Source organism: Ruegeria atlantica (assembly GCF_947495585.1).
In the GTDB taxonomy this organism is placed as follows: Bacteria; Pseudomonadota; Alphaproteobacteria; order Rhodobacterales; family Rhodobacteraceae; genus Ruegeria; species Ruegeria atlantica_G.
In genome coordinates this window covers 93899-113360 of record NZ_CANLZK010000013.1, presented here as the reverse complement: position 1 = coordinate 113360, position 19462 = coordinate 93899, and the positions used below count along the sequence as shown (strand labels likewise).

Annotated in this window: 21 protein-coding genes; 12 read left to right on the top strand and 9 right to left on the bottom strand. The window is 55.4% G+C overall.

Annotated features, from left to right (window positions below; genetic code table 11):
- Window positions 1–188: 188 nt before the first annotated feature.
- Complete coding sequence (gene hslV / locus QMP16_RS18980) at window positions 189–740, top strand: ATP-dependent protease subunit HslV (protein WP_282153655.1); 552 nt, start codon at window positions 189–191, stop codon at window positions 738–740.
- Here hslV and QMP16_RS18975 read toward each other — a convergent pair.
- Both QMP16_RS18975 and QMP16_RS18970 read right to left on the bottom strand, forming a co-directional pair.
- Window positions 737–1978: an MFS transporter gene (locus QMP16_RS18975; protein WP_282153654.1), complete on the bottom strand. Its 1242-nt coding sequence runs from the start codon at window positions 1976–1978 to the stop codon at window positions 737–739. The genes hslV and QMP16_RS18975 overlap by 4 nt on opposite strands.
- A 116-nt stretch (window positions 1979–2094) precedes the next feature.
- Window positions 2095–2496 carry a DM13 domain-containing protein gene (locus QMP16_RS18970; protein ID WP_282153653.1) on the bottom strand — a complete coding sequence of 134 codons (402 nt, stop codon included), beginning with the start codon at window positions 2494–2496 and terminating at the stop codon, window positions 2095–2097.
- Window positions 2497–2693: 197 nt separating this feature from the next.
- On the opposite strand from QMP16_RS18970, the gene hslU reads away from it, so the two are divergent.
- From hslU to QMP16_RS18955, 3 genes are all read left to right on the top strand, one after another.
- Entirely contained in the window at window positions 2694–4001 is a 1308-nt protein-coding gene (gene hslU, locus QMP16_RS18965; protein WP_108860507.1) for an ATP-dependent protease ATPase subunit HslU, read from the top strand.
- 98 nt (window positions 4002–4099) lie between these two features.
- Window positions 4100–5200, top strand: a complete 1101-nt coding sequence (locus QMP16_RS18960; protein WP_282153652.1) for an alpha/beta hydrolase — start codon at window positions 4100–4102, stop codon at window positions 5198–5200.
- Entirely contained in the window at window positions 5197–6417 is a 1221-nt protein-coding gene (locus QMP16_RS18955) for an MFS transporter (protein ID WP_282153651.1), read from the top strand. The genes QMP16_RS18960 and QMP16_RS18955 overlap by 4 nt, the downstream gene beginning before the upstream one ends.
- Here QMP16_RS18955 and QMP16_RS18950 read toward each other — a convergent pair.
- Genes QMP16_RS18950 through QMP16_RS18940 form a run of 3 tightly spaced genes read right to left on the bottom strand, consistent with a single transcriptional unit; the run spans window position 6414 to window position 8691 of the window.
- Window positions 6414–7001: a Smr/MutS family protein gene (locus QMP16_RS18950; RefSeq protein WP_282153650.1), complete on the bottom strand. Its 588-nt coding sequence runs from the start codon at window positions 6999–7001 to the stop codon at window positions 6414–6416. The two genes, QMP16_RS18955 and QMP16_RS18950, sit on opposite strands and share 4 nt — an antisense overlap.
- Window positions 7001–8035, bottom strand: coding sequence for a murein transglycosylase A (mltA, locus tag QMP16_RS18945; protein ID WP_282153649.1), 1035 nt, complete (start codon window positions 8033–8035; stop codon window positions 7001–7003). Before mltA ends, QMP16_RS18950 begins: the two co-directional genes overlap by 1 nt.
- Window positions 8032–8691, bottom strand: a complete 660-nt coding sequence (locus QMP16_RS18940) for a Tim44/TimA family putative adaptor protein (RefSeq protein ID WP_282119801.1) — start codon at window positions 8689–8691, stop codon at window positions 8032–8034. Before QMP16_RS18940 ends, mltA begins: the two co-directional genes overlap by 4 nt.
- Window positions 8692–8798: 107 nt before the next feature.
- Between QMP16_RS18940 and QMP16_RS18935 the strand changes: the two genes are divergently transcribed.
- Together QMP16_RS18935 and secB are read left to right on the top strand one after the other, a co-directional pair.
- Window positions 8799–9299: an FxsA family protein gene (locus QMP16_RS18935; protein WP_058279272.1), complete on the top strand. Its 501-nt coding sequence runs from the start codon at window positions 8799–8801 to the stop codon at window positions 9297–9299.
- 54 nt (window positions 9300–9353) lie between these two features.
- Window positions 9354–9842: a protein-export chaperone SecB gene (gene secB / locus QMP16_RS18930; protein ID WP_282153648.1), complete on the top strand. Its 489-nt coding sequence runs from the start codon at window positions 9354–9356 to the stop codon at window positions 9840–9842.
- A 27-nt stretch (window positions 9843–9869) separates the two neighbouring features.
- Here the strand turns inward: secB and dnaQ are convergent, their stop codons facing one another.
- From dnaQ to QMP16_RS18910, 4 genes are read right to left on the bottom strand one after another with little or no spacing between them, the layout of a single operon-like run.
- Window positions 9870–10592 carry a DNA polymerase III subunit epsilon gene (dnaQ, locus tag QMP16_RS18925; protein ID WP_282153647.1) on the bottom strand — a complete coding sequence of 241 codons (723 nt, stop codon included), beginning with the start codon at window positions 10590–10592 and terminating at the stop codon, window positions 9870–9872.
- A complete protein-coding gene (coaE, locus tag QMP16_RS18920; RefSeq protein ID WP_282153646.1) occupies window positions 10585–11178 on the bottom strand; it encodes a dephospho-CoA kinase in 594 nt (197 codons plus the stop codon). The genes dnaQ and coaE overlap by 8 nt, the downstream gene beginning before the upstream one ends.
- Window positions 11175–12008 carry a shikimate dehydrogenase gene (locus QMP16_RS18915; RefSeq protein ID WP_282153645.1) on the bottom strand — a complete coding sequence of 278 codons (834 nt, stop codon included), beginning with the start codon at window positions 12006–12008 and terminating at the stop codon, window positions 11175–11177. The genes coaE and QMP16_RS18915 overlap by 4 nt, the downstream gene beginning before the upstream one ends.
- On the bottom strand, window positions 12005–12604 hold the full coding sequence (locus tag QMP16_RS18910) for a Maf family protein (protein WP_282153644.1): 600 nt from the start codon (window positions 12602–12604) through the stop codon (window positions 12005–12007). Before QMP16_RS18910 ends, QMP16_RS18915 begins: the two co-directional genes overlap by 4 nt.
- A gap of 403 nt (window positions 12605–13007) precedes the next feature.
- Here QMP16_RS18910 and QMP16_RS18905 point away from each other — a divergent pair, with 403 nt between their 5' ends.
- From QMP16_RS18905 to QMP16_RS18880, 6 genes are all read left to right on the top strand, one after another.
- The gene (locus QMP16_RS18905; protein ID WP_108860518.1) at window positions 13008–13457 is read left to right on the top strand and encodes a CopD family protein; all 450 of its coding nucleotides are present in this window, start codon (window positions 13008–13010) and stop codon (window positions 13455–13457) included.
- 122 nt (window positions 13458–13579) lie between these two features.
- Window positions 13580–14851, top strand: coding sequence for a transcription termination factor Rho (gene rho, locus QMP16_RS18900; RefSeq protein ID WP_058275260.1), 1272 nt, complete (start codon window positions 13580–13582; stop codon window positions 14849–14851).
- A 30-nt stretch (window positions 14852–14881) separates the two neighbouring features.
- Window positions 14882–16168 (top strand): tRNA uridine-5-carboxymethylaminomethyl(34) synthesis GTPase MnmE, encoded by a 1287-nt coding sequence (gene mnmE, locus QMP16_RS18895; RefSeq protein ID WP_282153643.1) that lies wholly within the window; start codon window positions 14882–14884, stop codon window positions 16166–16168.
- A gap of 12 nt (window positions 16169–16180) precedes the next feature.
- Window positions 16181–18049, top strand: coding sequence for a tRNA uridine-5-carboxymethylaminomethyl(34) synthesis enzyme MnmG (mnmG, locus tag QMP16_RS18890; protein ID WP_282153642.1), 1869 nt, complete (start codon window positions 16181–16183; stop codon window positions 18047–18049).
- Entirely contained in the window at window positions 18046–18660 is a 615-nt protein-coding gene (gene rsmG, locus QMP16_RS18885) for a 16S rRNA (guanine(527)-N(7))-methyltransferase RsmG (protein WP_282153641.1), read from the top strand. The genes mnmG and rsmG overlap by 4 nt, the downstream gene beginning before the upstream one ends.
- A complete protein-coding gene (locus QMP16_RS18880) occupies window positions 18653–19456 on the top strand; it encodes a ParA family protein (RefSeq protein WP_282153640.1) in 804 nt (267 codons plus the stop codon). The genes rsmG and QMP16_RS18880 overlap by 8 nt, the downstream gene beginning before the upstream one ends.
- The last annotated feature ends 6 nt before the right edge of the window (window positions 19457–19462 follow it).

Here is a 19462-nt window from a genome sequence, read left to right as displayed (position 1 = left end):
CCTTTTATCTGAAACAGCCGACCTGTTGTCGGTTGTGAGCCTCATGTAGTCCCAAGCGCGGGGACTCACAATTGCTGGTCTGGTAACCCCGGTTTGCGTTTTGTGCATATCTTTTGGGCAGTTGTGCAACGGGTTGCGCCGATCCCGCGCCCGGCCCATATATAGCGACTGAGAACACGGAGGCTTTCATGGCGGACAGCGATTTTCCCGGATGGCACGGGACCACGATCATTGGTGTCAAAAAAGGCGGGCAAGTCGTTATTGCCGGGGACGGACAGGTCAGCCTGGGCCAGACCGTGATCAAAGGCACTGCGCGCAAAGTGCGCCGCTTGTCGCCGGGTGGGTTCGAAGTTGTCGCCGGGTTTGCCGGTTCGACCGCTGATGCATTTACGCTGCTTGAACGGCTTGAGGCGAAACTGGAAGCGACACCCGGCCAACTCGCTCGTGCGTCCGTTGAACTGGCCAAGGACTGGCGCACCGACAAGTACCTGCAAAAACTTGAGGCAATGCTGATCGTCACCGACGGCAAAGACCTGTTGGTTATCACCGGGGCGGGGGATGTGCTGGAACCCGAACACAACGTGGCCGCCATTGGATCAGGTGGAAACTTTGCCCTGGCCGCTGCGCGGGCAATGATGGGCGGCGATAAACCCGCCGAAGAGGTCGCGCGCGAAGCCATGGCGATTGCCGCAGACATCTGCGTCTATACCAATGGCAATCTGACGGTTGAGACGATCTAGGCCAACAGCGCCGAGATTTCTTTCCCCTTCCAGCGCCGGTACATGCCGACCAGCCCAAGCAGGGCGGTTGCTATGACGATGTAATAGGGCAGGCGGATGTCGATGCTCATCAATCCGCCGCCGACCAGGGACATGACACCGCCGGCAAGACAGAAGACCGCCGTCGTAACGCCCATGGCCCAACCTTGATCCGCTTCGCCAACGCTGGACGAAAACAGACCCAGCAGGGTCGGGTAGGCGACGCCAAAGAAGAAATAGAAGAAGAAGACCGGAACATAGCTCAGTACGCCGCTGGGGCTGAAGGCGAAGCCAAAGCCGCAGATCACCATCACCACCAATGAGGTATGGATGATGGAATGCTTGCTGAACCTCTCTTGCGCTGGTTTCACGAGGAATGTGCTGGAAAACGCCAAGGCAAAACCGATGACCACCATAGCCATGCTGCCACCGATGACGCCGTAGCCCCATGCACTGGTCAGGAAATTATCGACGAATACGTAGAACGTGACATTGGCAATCATGAACAGCGCATAGACAGGCAGGATTTTCAGAACCAACGGGTGTTCACGTACCGCGATCAGACTGTCGGTGATATCGCGCGGGCGAAAGACAAATGCCGCGCGCTCGGTGCGGGTGTCCTTGAAGAAAAAGCTCACCAGGAAGATGGCGATCATCACCAGAACAAACGCGCCGTAGAACGGCATCTTGAGCGTGGCATAGCTGCCCAGTATCGCTGCATCGGACAGAACAGCTCCGATAATCGGGCCGCCGACCAGACCAAAGCTGACGCCGGTGATGATATACCCCATGTTTCGGTCGCGGTCGGCGGCATCGGTGCTGCCGTCAATCATCGCCGCTTGTGCAATGGGCTGATTACCCGCCGTAAAGCCGGTGATCGACCGACCAACGATCAGCAGAAGCAAACTGTTAAGGTAAAGTGCCGTGATGGTGATGGCATAACCGGCCAGCGCCCCACCTAAACACACCAACAAAGCATTCTTACGCCCGATGGAGTCCGACACTTTCGAGACATAGACCACACCCAAAAACCACGACAGAAAGAAACACCCGATCACCAGCCCATAGTAGAAATGGCGCTGGCCCATAGATGTGCTTTCCGGCAGGAACCCGGATTTTGTTTCCATGATCAAAGAGTTGATGATGGGAAAGACCAGCCCTTGTCCGATCAGATCTACAAATACCACGAACAACAACGTAATCTTGGCAATCTTCGTCATGATACACACCTTGGAACTGGTTCCTTGAGGTGAGTGTAACAGACAGGCGCAATGGCACCTAACGCCTTGTCAGAGGCCGGTAATTTACCGGCCTCCGGGCGCAATTCGTCGTTGGGTTACGAAAGCGCTGCAACGCCCAGCGGAACGCCGGCAACGTCACACCAGATGTAAACTTCGTTATAGTCCGAGATATCCATGGTCGGCGGTACCGCATAAGACTGCTTGCCTTTCAGGTTCAGCAGCGCGCCCAGTTTCGAGTTCGGGTCATAGGTGCCATCCTTGCCGAAGGCCACGCGCGGGTCCGGACCGTTATCCAGCGAAAAGTCATCACCCAGCTCAACAATATAGCGCTCACCGTCTTTGACCACTTTGACCGAACCGGTGGTGGTATGTTTCGAGCGGCCCTCGAATGTGCCCTTTTTCTTGGCACCGCCGGCGGCAGCGACATTGGCGCTGGCCAGTGTCAGAGCGGCGCCCGTTGCAGCGGCATTCAAAAAGAGCGAACGACGAGTCATCATGATGTGGGTCTCCATTTCAAAGTGCAGGCGAACTTGCCCGTCGACGCAGACTATGCGCAGCTATTTTCTGTCTGGCGATTCACATCACCACGATTTTCCGTGTGCAGACCGTGTGTTGGCGTGAGTTTTTCGTGATCAGCTTGTGTTTTTGTGGCTTATGATTAGGTTCCGGTGCGAAACAATTGGATAGAACTCACATGACCGACCTGACCCCGCGCGAGATCGTCTCGGAACTGGACCGTTTCATCATCGGGCAGAAGGATGCCAAACGCGCAGTGGCCGTTGCGTTGCGCAACCGCTGGCGGCGCAAGCAGTTGGCCGACGACATCCGGGACGAGGTCTATCCGAAAAACATCCTGATGATCGGCCCCACCGGTGTCGGCAAGACCGAGATCAGCCGTCGCCTGGCGAAACTGGCCCGCGCGCCCTTTATCAAGGTCGAAGCCACCAAGTTTACCGAAGTGGGTTATGTCGGTCGTGACGTGGAACAGATCGTGCGCGATCTGGCGGACGCCGCCATCCTGCAAACCCGCGAATATATGCGCGAGGATGTCAAAGCCAAGGCGCATCAAGCCGCCGAAGACCGCGTGATCGAGGCCATCGCCGGTACTGACGCCCGCGAAGGCACGCGCGAGATGTTCCGCAAAAAGCTGAAAGCGGGCGAGCTGGATGATACGGAGATCGAACTGGAGCTGTCCGACTCGTCGAACCCGATGCCTATGTTCGACATTCCCGGCCAGCCCGGTAGCCAGATGGGGATGATGAATCTGGGCGATATATTCGGCAAGGCCTTTGGCGGGCGTACCGTGAAACGCAAAATGACCGTCTCGGAAAGCTATGAAGCACTGATCGGGGAAGAGGCCGACAAGCTGCTGGATGATGAGATCGTTAACCGCATCGCGCTGGAATCCGTTGAACAGAACGGCATCGTGTTCCTGGATGAGATCGACAAGGTTTGTGCCCGCACTGACGCGCGGGGCGGCGATGTCAGTCGCGAAGGGGTACAGCGCGACCTGCTGCCTTTGATCGAAGGCACGACGGTATCCACCAAGCACGGCCCGGTCAAAACCGACCATATCCTGTTCATCGCGTCGGGTGCCTTCCACATCGCCAAACCTTCGGACCTGTTGCCGGAACTGCAGGGCCGTCTGCCGATCCGCGTGGAATTGCGCGCGCTGACCGAAGAAGACTTCGTGCGCATCCTGACCGAAACCGACAACGCCCTGACCCGTCAATACACCGCTTTGATGGGCACCGAAGAGGTCACGGTCAGCTTTACCGATGACGGGATCGCGGCCCTTGCGCGTATCGCAGCCGATGTGAACCAAAGCGTCGAAAATATCGGTGCGCGTCGTTTGTACACGGTGATGGAGCGCGTGTTCGAAGAGTTGTCATTTACCGCGCCCGATCAGGCCGGAATCTCGATCACGGTTGATGCCCAATTCGTGGATGACAATCTGGGCGAATTGACCAAATCCACTGACCTCAGCCGTTACGTTTTGTAACATCGCCAGCCGGTTTTTGCCGCTTAGCCAGCATTGTGCCGCTGGACGCCGGGCCAGAATGAGATAGCGTAGTCGCAATTCACCCAGAGGGCTGACCAGTGCTGCGCTATTTAATAATTCTGATTACGTCCCTGCCGCTAAGTGCCTGTGTCGATCGGACAGTAACCGCGATTGTTCCATCGGCCGTAACTGTCGGAACGCCTGAAAAGATATTCGCAGCCACGACGCGAGCGCGTGAAGCAGACGGAACTTATGGATTCAAGCGTGGGGAAGCGCTGAAGTTTTTGGAAACAACAGTGTCGATCCCGCCATCACACACACCGGGAACATTGAAATTCTCATATGCGAATCCGAACCCAAAAAAAGAATTTGTTCTTACAAATGTGACCGAACTGGGCGGGCCAAAGGGTTTACGCGAACATTTGCGCGGCGAAGACGATGTTACGATTTTTGTACACGGCTACAATTCGACCCAAACCGAGACGATTTTCCGCGCGGCCCAGCTGACCCATGACATTGGTCTTCCCGGCTCCACGCTGGTTTACTCCTGGCCTAGCCGCGCGACCGGGTATGGATATGCCTATGACCTGGACAGCATGTTGTTTGCCCGCGACGGGTTGGAGCAAACAATCCGTGACCTGAAATCAATGGGTGTCAAACGCATTATTCTGGTCGCGCATTCAATGGGTGGCGCCCTGTCAATGGAGATGATGCGACAAGCTGAACTACAAGAACCGGGTTGGGCCAACAGGAACATCGAAGGAGTCATCTTGATTTCGCCTGATCTGGATGTCGACGTGTTTCGGTCGCAGATGAAGCGTATTAAGAACCCACCAGATCCTTTCCTGGTTATGGTTTCGCAAAAAGACAAAATTTTGAATATCTCCGCTCGCCTTCGCGGAACGGATGAGGGTGAGAGATTGGGCAGGATCAGTTCGCTGGAAACACTCGAAGAGTTCCCGATAAACGTGATTGATACAACCGCGTTCAACAAAGACGCCGAGTCGTCGCATTTCGTTGCCGCCACTTCTCCGGCACTCTTGTCAATTCTCAGTTCATTGCGACGCGTCAATAACACGTTCGGACGCGAAGACAGGCCCGGCATCGATATACTGGTGCCGCCCAGCGAGCGTAATCCAGACGGCGCCACGGAAATCGTTCTGACAGAAACAGGGCAGGCTCAGGTCACTACCCCGTGACGCGGTTCAGCCTGCGTCAATATTTTCGGGACAACGCGACCTGGTTGGGCGCGGGGGTTTTGCTGACCTTTCTGTCCAGCTTTGGGCAGACCTTCTTCATCTCGATCTTCGCCGGAAACATTCGCGCGGAATTTGGTCTTGGGCACGGCGCGTGGGGCGGTCTTTACTCTTTGGGCACCACCGTTTCGGCCATCGTTATGATCTGGGCTGGCGGGCTGACAGATGTTTTCCGCGTCCGTGTATTAGGGCCTGCCGTTCTGGTCGGTCTGGCCATAGCAGCGCTTGCGATGGCTGTGAACAGCTGGCTTGTTCTGTTGCCGCTGGTGGTATTTTTGTTGCGCCTGTTCGGGCAGGGGATGAGCATCCATCTGGCACAGGTCGCCATGGCGCGATGGTTCATCGTTACACGTGGCAAAGCCCTGTCGATTGCATCGGTCGGCTACGCGATTGGTGAAGCACTGCTGCCGCTGGCATTTGTGGCCGCGATGGCGTTTCTGGACTGGCGGTGGCTTTGGGTGTTGTCCGCAGCAATCGTCCTGATGGGGATACCCGTTCTGACACGGCTTTTGCGTCAGGAGCGCACGCCGCAGAGTCTGGCGGATGCGTATTCGGCGACAGGAATGCAGGGCCGCCATTGGACCCGGAAAGACGCGCTGTTTCATCCGCTGTTCTGGTTCATGGCCCCAGCAATACTGGCCCCATCGGCCTTTATTACTGCGTTTTTCTTCCATCAGGTGCATCTTGCCCAGGTCAAGGGTTGGGAACATATCGAACTGGTCGCCCTGTTTCCGGTTTTCACCGGCGTATCATTGATTGGGATGTTTGCGGCCGGCTGGGCGCTGGACAAATGGGGCACCGCGAGGCTGATGCCTTTTTACCAGATCCCGATCGCAATTGGTTTTGCGATCGCAGGAATGACAAGCTCGATCGGCGGGGCCTTGATCGCAATGATTTTTCTGGGCCTGACGGTTGGGGCAAACAACACGCTACCAAGCGCTTTTTGGGCTGAATTCTACGGCACCAGGCACATCGGGGCGATCAAGGCGATGGCCACAGCCGTTATGGTTTTAGGATCAGCAATCGGCCCCGGCCTTACCGGGATATTGATCGACGCCGGTTTACCGCTGAGCACACAGTTCCTGTGGATCGGCGGTGTTTTCATTCTTGTATGCCTGTCGGCTAAAATCGGAATTACGCGCGCTATGCGCTCGCTTTAACGCGTCCGGCGCAGATAGACGTAATAGGCCCCGTCGCCACCGTGGCTGATATGGGCCGGGGTCACCTGCAGAACCGCCTGTGCAAGCGGCGGCAAGGCCAACCATTGGGGCACCTGATTGCGCAATACGCCGCGTGGAGTTGGGATTGGGCCGGGTTCATCCCTGTCCTTGCCCTTTCCGGTAACAATCAGAACAAGGCGCTTACCTGACGCCTGGGCCGTCAGAATAAACCGGGTCAGCGCCGGATACGCGGTGTCCATGCGCATGCCATGCAGGTCCAGTTTCCCTTCAGGCTTGATCTTGCCGCGTTTCATACGGCCAAATGCCTTGGTGTCCATTTGCACCGGGCTGGTACGCAAATTTTCACTGATCGAGGGCTTTAACGCATTTCGCACGGGTTTACCGGGCGCGTTTTGTCCGACCTCGAATGCTTCAAACCGGGGTTTTGGGGGTTTGTTCGGCTTGGGTTTGGGCAGCGTGACCGGGTGGACCGATTGTGGAATTTCGGGATGCAGCCGCTCAGCCTGTTTGGCGACCTTGCGCCACAGCTCGACCTCGTCTGCCGTCAATTTGCGTCGGGACATCAGAATTCATCCGGTAACAGTGCATAGGCCCGCTGGATCGGCAGCAGCAACACCATCCGCCCCGGATCCCTGAGGCGCCCGGCGGCCTTTCCCGCCTCGTCCCCTGTGCCAAAGAAGATATCCGCGCGCTGCGCCCCTTTGATGGCTGCACCGGTGTCCTGAGCAATCATCAGCCTTCGCAACGGGGTCTTGCCGTCCTTTTCCACCCAAACAGGGGCACCCAGCGGCGTATGAGCCGGATCAGCTGCGATACTGCGCATCGTGGTGACCGACCGGTTCATGGCACCCAACGGCCCAAGCTCGGGCGCAACGCGCGAAACCTCGCGGAAGAACACGTAAGAAGGGTTGTGAAACAGCAACTCGGCCCCAGCTTCGGGATTTTTACGGACCCATGCGCGGATCATCTGAGCACTAACCTCATGCGCACCCAGCGCCCCCTGACGAATCAGCTCAGTCCCGATGGAACGATAGGGGTGACCGTTCGCGCCGCCATAGCCGACGCGCAAGGCACTGCCGTCTGGAAGGCGCACACGCCCCGAGCCCTGAATTTGCAGAAAGAACAACTCAACAGGGTCATCCACCCAGGCGATCTCAAGGCCGCGGCCCTGCATCGCGTCCCCCGTCAGGATTTCACGGCGGCTGAGCCAAAGCCCTTCGGCCCGCGCCTCTGGCGGCATTTTGTAAATCGGATATTTGAACCGGTCAGTCCGGGTTTTGGACCCGTCCAGTTCAGGTTCGAAATAGCCGGTGAACAGGGCCTCTTCTCCGTCCTCGACCAGAACCGGACGAAAGAACAGTTCAAAAAACGAGCGCGCCGCATCTGCGTCGTAGGTTTGGGCGACGCGGCACAATGCCTGCCAATCCGGATCGTTCAAATCACCGCAAGTGTTCAGAAATACCGAAAGGGCCGCCCCGTGATCGTCGGCAGCCCATCCATCCAGTTCGTCAAAAGAAAGAATTGATCGCGTCGGTTCAGCGCTGGCGGCAGTGGTCATAACTGCCACCAGAAATAGCGACCGGAGCGCGCCAATCATGCGTCCGTGGCAACAAGCAGCCAGTTTGGATCATCAGCGCCCATGACACGGGCAAAGGTCCAGCTGTCCTTTTGGCGTTTTATAGTGTTTGGGTTGCCTTCGATGATATCACCGCCACGATCGCGTACTACCGAGGTCAGCTCACCCACAAACCGCATGGTGATTTCCGCCTGGTTTGTGTCTTTGTCGAAGGTCGCATCCGCCAGCGCGGTTTCGCGCACGCCGACAAACTCGGCCTCGATGGTCAGACCCTGATCTTCACGGGCCGCCACGACTGAAACAAATGTGTCAAACACCTCTTCGGACAGGAAGGGCTGGATTTCATCCAGATTGCCCTTTTCGAACCCCATGACGATCATCTCATAGGCTCCGCGGGCACCTTGCACGAATTCGCCAACAGAGAATTCGGGCTCGACCCGCTTCATCGCGGCCAGCGTTTTCGCCTGTTCGCTGTCTTCGGCGACATGGTCTGTGATGTCATGATCCGGCCCGCCTTCGATCACCTCGAAGCCGCGACGCGACTTGTCCGCCTCGGGTTGCTGTTGAACAGGGGGTTTCTCAAAACCCTCACGTGTACCCAGCACGCTTTTCAGGCGCAGGATCAGGAAAACGGCAATTCCGGCCAGGACCAGCAACTGGATCATCGGTTCGTTCATTTCATCCTCTTTTCAGACCGCGACTTTGTATACGCGGCCTCATGCCACTATGTAGGTGACAGATCGTGGCAAGTCCACAGCCCGGCCTAAGGGAAAGGATAACGCAGATGTACCTGTTCTTGGCATTTTTGTTGGTGCCCATCATCGAGATCGCCCTGTTCATACAGGTCGGCGGCCTGATCGGACTGTGGCCGACGCTGGCGATAGTCGTTCTGACAGCCGTAATCGGCACAGTTTTGGTCAGGACACAAGGTCGCATGGCACTGGCCAATTTGCAGCGGTCCTTTGCTGAACTGGATGACCCGACCGAGCCTTTGGCCCATGGCGCGATGATCTTGCTGTCTGGTGTTTTGCTGCTGACGCCGGGGTTTTTCACCGATGCCGTTGGCTTTGCGCTGCTTGTTCCGGGTATTCGAGTGGCCGTATTCAAATACCTGAAATCCAAGGCGACCATCACGCATTTCCAGATGGGCACCGGCGCGCAGTTCCGCACTGGTCCCACGCAGTTTGATCAGGATGACGTGATCGACGGAGATTTTACTGAGGTTCGCCCGCGTCAGAACCCCTCAAAGCCATCCAAATGGGTCGAAGGTCCACCCCAGCATTGAGGTGCCGCGCCCAACTTGCTAAGCAGTGGCAAATTTCATTTTCGGAGTAGATCCATGGCTGACGAAAGCCCTGCAGAAAAAACCGCGGCACAGACCGCTCCTCAGATCCAGATGCGCGTTCTGGGACAGTTCATTCGCGATATGTCTTTTGAAAACGTGATGGCGCAAAAAGGCGTGTCTGGCGACGTTCAGCCCGAGATTGCCGTTCAGGTGAACCTGGACGCCAAAAAGCGCCCGACCGAGCATCAGTACGAAGTTGCCGTCAAACTGAACCTGACCTCCAAAGCCAAAGGCATGGAAGACGTTCTGTTCCTGTGCGAGCTGGATTATTGCGGCCTGTTCCACATCGAAGGCGTGGCAGAAGACCAGTTGCACCCGTTCCTGATGATCGAATGCCCGCGCATGCTGTTCCCGTTCCTACGCCGCATTGTCAGCGACATCACCCGTGACGGTGGTTTCCCGCCGGTCAACCTGGACAATATCGACTTTGTTGCGCTGTACCGCAACGAGCTGATGCGCCGTCAGGCCGAAACCGAAGCCTAATCGGTACGGCCCGCGCCGGGCAGGGGCTCAGGCGCGGGTCCACAGAGCGTTTTCGCCCAGTTTTTCCACAAATGTCTCATGTGCCGCGCGTTCTTCTTCGGTGATTTTCGACGCCAGCGGCGTCGGGCGCGCTGTTGGCCGCCAATCGTCCGCGCCACTACCGGCAGATGCCGCGCTGGTGGACAGGCCAAAGTCTGGCTGTCGCCCGCCAATCAGTTCCAGGTAAACCTCGGCCAGAATTTCCGAGTCGAGCAGCGCGCCGTGCAGCACGCGGTTCGTATTGTCGATGTTGAAACGTCGACACAACGCATCCAATGACGCGGGCGAGCCCGGAAACCGTTTGCGCGCAATCGCCAATGTGTCCAGCGCCTGATCCATCGGCAGCTGCGGCAACCCCATCCATCTGAGTTCCGCATTCAGGAACTTCATATCGAATGATGCGTTGTGGATTACCAGTTTGGAATCCTGAATGAAATCAAGGAAGCCCTGACCAACCTTGGCAAAAACCGGCTTGTCTTTCAGCGTGACCTCGCCCTTTTCCGGGGGGCGCGGAGTATCCAGCAGGTCGGGGCCGATGCCGTGCACGCCAAATGCCTCTTCGGGCATCGAACGCTCGGGGTTGATGTAGACGTGATACGTCTCACCCGTGGCCATATGGTTCCACAGTTCGACCGCGCCGATTTCCACGATCCGGTCGCCGCTTTCGGGATCAAACCCTGTGGTTTCGGTATCGAGTACAATCTCACGCATTAGCCATCCCCGCCCGTATCTGCTTGACCACATCCTGCACCTGCGCGCGGGCGTGGTCCAGTGTGTCCGTTACGATCACAAAGTCCGACCGCGCGCATTTTTCGTCATTGGGCATCTGCTTGGCGCGGATCTGTTCGAACTGTGCCTCAGTCATCGTTCCGCGCTCCATCACACGTCGCTTTTGCTCGTCCGCCGGGACCTGAACACAAGCAACCGCATCCATCGCCGCGTAACCGCCTGTTTCAAACAACAAGGGGATGTCAAAAACCAGAATGTCCGCCGTGGCGCTATCCCGAAAACCCGCCCGGTCGGCGGCCACCAAAGGGTGCACGATGCTTTCGATCACTTTCAATGCCGCCGGATCCAAGGATATGGCTTGTTTCAAGGCATCCCGGCTGACCGCGCCATCAACAATTGCCTCAGGAAACGCATCGCGCATCGGTTCTACCGCAGCGCCGCCCGCTGAATACAGCCGATGCACAGCCGCATCCGCATCCCAAAGCGCACAGCCTTCATCCATGAACATGTGCGCCGTGGTGCTTTTGCCCATTCCGATCGAGCCTGTCAGGCCAAGAGCAAAGCTCATCCCAGCACCGTGGCGCGCAACTCATCCGTTACCTCGGGCCGTTTGCCAAACCAACGCTCAAAGCCTGGAACCGCTTGGTGTAGCAACATGCCCAGACCGTCGACGGTTGTGCACCCGGCCTCTTCGGCCGCTTGCAGAAGCCTGGTTTTCAGAGGGACGTAGACAAGATCAGTAACCACAGAGCCCGGCTGCAACCCATCCAACGGCACACGCAATTCGGGCTGTCCCTGCATACCCAGCGATGTGGTATTCACCACCAGTTCCGCATTCTCGATCACATTGCCGGCCTTGACCCAATCAACCACGGTTATGCGCGGTCCAAATTCTTCTTTCAATTGGTCGGCCCGGGCACGCGTGCGGTTGGTCAGTATAATTTCGGGCACACCGGCCTCTACCAGGGCCTGCAAAACGGCGCGCGCAGCCCCGCCCGCGCCGAAAACCACGGCTGGTCCGTCCTGTGGGTTCCAGTCGGGCGCCCCTGCAAGCAGATTTTCCATAAATCCGTAGCCGTCGGTGTTATCTGCATGAATCGAGCCATCAGGCTGAAAGACAAGTGTATTCGCCGCACCAATCTTTGCCGCCCGATCTGACACGTGATCCGCAATCTGCAAGGCGGCTTCTTTATGGGGGACAGTTACATTTGCGCCGACATACCCGGCTTTGGGCAAGGTTCGCAGAACACTCTCCAAATCCTCGGGTGCGACGTCCATAGGGACATAGTGCCCGGGCAGCCCATAAGTCTTTAGCCAATGTCCATGCAGTTTAGGGGATTTTGAATGTCCAATCGGATGCCCAATTACGCCAGCCAAAGGAATTTGGTTATCCGTCATTGATCAATCACCCCTTTAACAGCAAGAAAATTCAGCAACTCCAACAGGGGCATACCCAAAACATTAAAATAGTCGCCGTCAATGGTCGCGAAAAGGCGCACACCTTCTTCCTCAAGCTTATAAGCTCCGACCGCATGGCGAATACTGTCCCAGTTGCGGTCTATGTAGTCACGCAGATAGGCATCGGAACTCATCCGCATGCGCAGACGCACTTGACCGACATGGCGCCAGATCGGTTCACCGTTCTGAAAAATCACGGCCGCCGACAACAGCATATGCCGCTTTCCCCGCATTACCTCCAACTGCGCCAGCGCGTCTTGGGGTGTTTCTGGTTTCGACAAAAGCTGGCCATCGAAGTCCAGCACCTGATCACAGCCCAGAACCATCGCGTCCGGGTTCTTGTCGCTAACCTTGCGGGCCTTCATTTCGGCCAAAGTGTCTGCGATATCCCGAGGGGGCGCATCTTCGGCCAACAAGGCGCGTTTGGCAGTATCCTCGTCCACCCGCGCGGTTTCCACCGTGAACGGCACGCCCGCATTGCGCAAAAGCTGCGCGCGGATAGATGACCCCGAGGCAAGGATGATGGGGACAGACATGTGGAAAACCCCTGAGCAAATCGTTGAGCGTTCTAGGATGGTTTGTATGGTTTTCCGGTTGACACGCAACCCCGGGAATTTCGCCTGAAACTTCTATGAGTCGTTCGAAGACCATCCTTTTGGGACAAGGATAACTTTGTTGCGCGGGAAAACTGGGATTTCCTGTCTTACCCAACGATTTATCCCCAGATAAATTTGAATTATTTTGGTGTAAGATGCTGAATTTAAATTAGAAAAATTGAAATCAACAGAATCATCTATTCGCGGCACAATTCTATCCACCTGGGGAAAACACTTGCGTAAAAAAGTAATCCACGGAATTTACTCACCCTACAAAACCATCATCCTTTTTCTTTTCCTATTTTTTTATTAGGGAGGGTTCCAACCAACGTCCGGAGCCAGAATGACCGATCTTCTTTTCACGATTTACCCGTGGGTGAAGTCATTGCACATCATGGCTGTGATCTCATGGATGGCAGGTTTGTTCTATTTGCCCAGACTGTACGTCTATCACGTTGAGAAAGCCCAAAAGGTAGAAGGCGCAGAAACCATCTTCTTTGAGATGGAAGAGAAGCTGCTGCGTGTCATCATGCGCCCTGCGATGTATGTAGCGTGGCTCTGCGGTTTGATCATGGTGTTCACGCCCGGCATTGTCGGGTGGGATTGGTCCTGGCCCTGGATCAAGGGTGCTGCCGTAATTGGCATGACCTGGTTCCATCATTGGCTGATGGCTCGGCGCAAGGATTTCCTGGAAGGCCAAAATAAGCTCACTGGGCGGCAGTTTCGCATGATGAACGAGGTTCCTACCGTTCTGATGGTTATCATCGTTCTGGCGGTCGTTGTGAAGTTCTGAGGGCCTGTTTGACTCCGACGGCCCGCGCGCTTATGTAGGGATCAACACGCCCGTCCGGGCGGCGTATCTTCCGTACTGAAATTCCACTTCGTGCCGCAATGTCAGCGGCGAAGGTATACATCATGTCCACTGAATCCCTGAATCTGGCCGACCTGAAGGCCAAAAGCCCTAAAGACCTTCTGGCGATGGCCGAAGAGCTGGAGATCGAAAACGCCTCGACCATGCGGAAAGGCGAAATGATGTTCCAGATTCTGCGCGAACGCGCGGATGAAGGTTGGACCGTCGGCGGCGACGGCGTGCTGGAAGTGCTGCAAGATGGCTTTGGCTTTCTGCGCTCGCCCGAGGCGAACTATTTGCCAGGTCCGGATGATATCTATGTCTCACCCGACATGATCCGCCAGCATTCCTTGCGCACCGGTGATACGGTCGAAGGGGATATCAAAGCGCCTGATGACAATGAGCGTTACTTTGCGCTTATCAAGGTCACCAAGATCAACTTTGAAGAACCGGAAAAAGCCAGACACAAGATCGCGTTTGACAACTTGACGCCGCTCTATCCCGATGAACGCCTGAAGATGGAGATCGAGGATCCCACCATCAAGGACAAGTCGGCGCGTGTGATCGATCTGGTGGCCCCGATCGGTAAAGGCCAGCGATCGCTGATTGTGGCGCCGCCGCGGACCGGTAAAACAGTGATCCTGCAGAACATCGCGCATTCGATCGAACAGAACCACCCAGAGTGCTATCTGATCGTTCTGCTAATCGACGAACGCCCCGAAGAGGTGACCGACATGCAGCGTTCGGTGAAGGGTGAAGTTGTGTCTTCAACCTTCGACGAACCCGCAACGCGCCACGTGGCTGTGTCTGAGATGGTGATCGAAAAAGCCAAGCGTTTGGTCGAACATAAACGAGATGTTGTTATTCTTCTCGACTCAATCACAAGACTTGGTAGGGCCTTCAACACTGTGGTGCCATCGTCGGGTAAAGTTCTGACCGGTGGTGTGGACGCGAATGCTCTGCAACGGCCCAAGCGGTTCTTTGGAGCCGCGCGGAATATCGAAGAGGGTGGCTCGCTGACCATCATCGCCACCGCGCTGATCGACACCGGCAGTCGGATGGACGAAGTAATCTTCGAAGAATTCAAAGGCACTGGTAACTCGGAAATCGTTCTGGATCGCAAGATCGCAGATAAGCGCGTGTTCCCGGCCATCGACATCCTCAAGTCCGGTACCCGGAAAGAGGATCTGCTGGTCGACAAGGGCGATCTGGCCAAGACATTCGTCTTGCGTCGTATCCTCAATCCGATGGGCACAACCGACGCGGTCGAGTTCCTGTTGTCCAAGTTGAAACAGACCAAGACGAACGGTGAGTTCTTCGATTCTATGAACACCTGACATAGGTCTTAAACGACGCGAGGCCTTCGAATGGATACGATATTCGCCTTGGCCAGCGCGCAGGGCAAAGCCGGGGTGGCGGTCATCCGCCTCTCGGGATCACACGCGCATTCCGCAGCTGCCAGCTTATCCGGAGGCCCGCTGCCGTTTCGTGGCATGCGAGTCCGTTCTCTGTACGCCACCGATGGCGCGCGGTTGGATGACGGGCTGGTTCTGACCTTTCAAGCCCCGGCCAGTTTTACCGGTGAAGACGTGGCCGAACTGCAGATCCATGGTAGCACTGCTTCAGTGAACGCAGTGATGCGGTGCCTTTCCGATATGGACGGGCTGCGGCTGGCGGAGCCTGGTGAGTTCACCAGACGCGCGCTGGAAAACGGCAAGATGGACCTGACACAGGTCGAAGGTCTTGCTGATTTGATTGATGCGGAAACTGAGGCGCAGCGCAAACAAGCGCAGACTATTCTGGCTGGTGATTTGGGTGTACTGGCGGAACGGTGGCGACGCGATCTGATCCGTGCTGCATCCTTGCTGGAAGCCGTCCTTGATTTCGCGGATGAGGATGTTCCAACAGACGTTACACCCGAGGTCAAATCCCTTGTGAAGGGCGTTATGGCTGATCTGCAACGTGAAGCAGATGGAGTAAAGATTGCAGAGCGCATTCGAACAGGGTTTGAAGTCGCGATTGTTGGTCTTCCGAATGCCGGAAAATCAACCTTGCTAAATGCTCTGGCAGGGCGAGAGGCGGCGATTACTTCGGAATATGCAGGAACTACTCGCGATGTGATCGAGGTTCGAATGGATCTTGCAGGACTTCCGGTCACATTGCTGGACACCGCAGGATTGCGGGAAACTGAGGATCACGTCGAAAGCTTGGGAATCGAACTGGCAAGAAAGCGCGCCGATTCAGCTGAATTGCGTGTGTTTCTGACAGATGACCCGAAGGACCTGGGTGTTCAGATGATGAATGGCGATATACAGGTTTTGCCGAAATCTGATCTTCGAGATCCATCCGAAGGTGGAATATCCGGAAAAACCGGGCAGGGTATTGATCAACTCATTTCCCAGATTTCGGATGTGCTTAGTACCCGAACTACAAGTAGTGGTATTGCGACGCGGGAAAGGCACCGGGTTGCCTTGATCAAATCGCGGGAATCCCTGAGTTCTGCTATGGCGGTTCTGGAATCGGTTCCAGACTTGTATGATATCGCAGCAGAAGAATTACGCACGGCGATCCGTGCCCTAGAAACCTTGGTTGGCAGAATCGGTGTTGAAGACCTTTTGGATGAGATCTTCTCGAGTTTCTGCCTGGGTAAGTAAGGAGTGTTTCACGTGAAACATTCAGATTTCGACGTGATTGTAATTGGCGCTGGCCATGCGGGCACAGAGGCAGCTCATGCGGCAGCGCGTATGGGTGTCAAGACAGCACTGGTCACATTGTCCGCGTCAGATATAGGCGTCATGTCTTGTAACCCGGCAATTGGTGGGCTGGGTAAAGGCCATTTGGTCCGTGAAATTGATGCCCTGGATGGTGTCATGGGACGTGTTGCCGATCAGGCTGGCATTCAATTCCGCTTGCTTAATCGACGCAAAGGACCAGCCGTTCAAGGTCCCAGAACACAGGCAGATCGTGCGCTGTACCGCGCGGCCATGCAGAAAGAGTCGGAAAAACAGATAAATCTTTTCGTCGTTACCGGGGAAGTTGTCGATTTCCTGATGGACGGGAACCAAGTTTCAGGTGTGAAACTGGCCGACGGTTCTGAAATCAAGAGTAAAACGGTTATCCTGACGTCCGGAACCTTCTTGCGCGGTGTCATTCATATTGGTGATGTATCCCGGCCCGGCGGTCGTATGGGTGATCGCCCGTCAGTCAAATTGGCAGAACGGCTCGACAGTTTCGAGCTACCCCTGGGGCGTTTGAAAACAGGGACTCCGCCGAGGCTGGATGGTCGGACGATTGATTGGAGTGATCTGGAACAGCAAAACGGGGATGATGACCCAACCTTGTTTTCATTCTTGTCAACAAAGGTGATTGCCCCACAGATTTCCTGCGGAATCACGCATACAAACGCGCGGACGCACGAAATCATTGAAAAAAACTTGTTTCGATCGGCGATGTATGGCGGACATATTGATGGAGTGGGCCCTAGGTATTGCCCATCCATCGAAGATAAGATCGTACGTTTTGCTGATAAGGAATCACATCAGATTTTCTTGGAGCCCGAAGGTGTCGATGATCACACGATCTATCCGAACGGGATTTCGACCTCTTTACCTCAGGACGTGCAGCTTGAGTATGTGCGTTCAATCAAAGGTCTTGAGGCAGCAGAGATCCTGCAGCCTGGTTATGCGATTGAGTATGATTATGTGGATCCGCGTGTTTTGACATCGACCCTCGCGCTACCAGATGTCGAAGGACTATATCTAGCAGGGCAAATAAACGGAACCACAGGATATGAGGAGGCAGCTGCGCAAGGCTTGGTTGCGGGGTTGAATGCTGCGCTAAAGGTGCTTGGCCGGGAGCCACTGCATTTTACGCGTGCTGACAGCTATATTGGTGTGATGATCGACGACCTGACAACACGCGGTGTTGTGGAACCTTATCGCATGTTCACGTCACGCGCAGAATTCCGTTTATCACTACGTGCGGATAACGCAGACCAGCGCCTTACGCCAATTGGGTTGGATATCGGCTGTGTTGGCGGTGATCGAAAGAGAGTGTTTACCAATAAAATCGAGAGGCTGTCCGCCGCAAAGTCCCAACTGATAGAAAAAACCTTTACTCCAAAAGAAGTTCGAGCAGCTGGTATCAATGTCAATCAAGATGGAAACCGCAGGGACGGGATGGCTATTCTGGCGTTCCCGGATGTTCACTTTGGTGATCTTGTTCCTCTGATGCCCGAGATTGAGAGTGTTGAGGAGGAGATCCGTCTGCAAGTAGAGCGGGACGCTTTGTACGCAAACTACATTGCCCGGCAACAAAAAGATGTTGAAGCAATGAAACGCGATGAATCATATGAGATTCCACGGGGTTTCGACTATTTTGCGATGGAAGGGCTATCTTCTGAAATGAAGCAAAAGCTTTCAAATGCAAAGCCGGAGAACATTGCACAGGCGGGGCGTGTCGAAGGAGTTACCCCTGCGGCACTGACGTTGTTATTGGCTAGGCTTCGTCGCGATCAGAAGGTCCGCAAGGTATGAATGGGACCACTATTGATGATTTGGATGTTTCACGTGAAACATTCGAGCGTCTCACAACCTATGTAGAGCTTGTGAAGCGGTGGAACCCGAAGATTAATCTTGTTTCACGGAAAAGCTTGGATGACATCTGGGTTCGACACATTAAGGATTCCGTACAAGTTTATAGAAGCGCAGGCCCATTCGAAAACTGGGTGGATTTGGGTAGCGGAGGCGGATTCCCCGGGATGGTTTGTGCCATAATGGCCATTGAAGACGCACCAGATGCCCAGTTCACCTTTGTTGAAAGTGACCAACGAAAGTCCGCCTTTCTGCGCAACGTTGCACGCGAGTGCGGCGCGAAATGCACTGTTGTTTCCAAGCGAATCGAAGTGGTTGAACCGTTGACCGCTGATATCCTTTCTGCGCGGGCTCTTGCTGATCTTCCTACACTATTGTCCTTTTGCGACAGACATTTGAGCAAAAAGGGGCTGGCGCTGTTGCCGAAAGGCGAAAGGTGGAAAAAAGAGCTGGAAGAGGCGCAGGAAGAATGGAATTTCGACGTTGACCCGATTACAAGTTTAACTGAGCCTCAGGCCGTTATCCTTAAAATCAAAGGAGTATCACGTGGTTGATTTGTCTCGTCCCTCAGGGCCCCGGATTATTGCGGTAGTCAATCAGAAGGGCGGGGTTGGGAAAACCACAACAGCGATCAACCTTGCGGCCGGCCTGGCCGAGGCTGGATGCAAAGTGCTGGTTGTCGATCTTGATCCTCAGGGGAACGCGTCTACCGGGTTGGGGGTCGAAGATCGGGATTGGACGACGTATGACCTGATACTGGATGACGCGCCTTTGGAGGCGGTCGTTCAGGAAACCGAAATCGAGGGGTTGTTTGTTGTCCCGGCGACGGTTGATCTAAGCTCGGCGGATATTGAGCTGATATCCAATGAAAAACGCAGCTATCTGTTGCATGACGCACTGCGTCAAACCGCAATCGACAAGTTTGACCTGGATTTTGTGCTAATCGACTGCCCGCCTTCGTTAAACCTTCTGACCGTCAACGCTATGGTCGCTGCACATTCTGTCCTGGTGCCGTTGCAGAGTGAGTTCTTTGCATTGGAAGGATTGTCGCAACTGATGCTGACTATCCGAGAGGTGCGCCAGACTGCAAATCCGGACCTTAGAATCGAAGGTGTTGTGTTGACCATGTATGACAACCGCAACAACTTGTCCCGTCAGGTCGAAAAAGACGCGCGTGACAATCTGGGCGAGATGGTATTTAAAACCAAGATACCCAGAAATGTGCGGGTCAGCGAGGCTCCGTCTTACGCGTTGCCCGTATTGCAATACGACTCGGGATCACTGGGGGCGATGGCTTACCGGCACCTGGCCCGGGAAGTCATGCACAAGAACAAGAAAGTCGCCGCCTAAGCGACA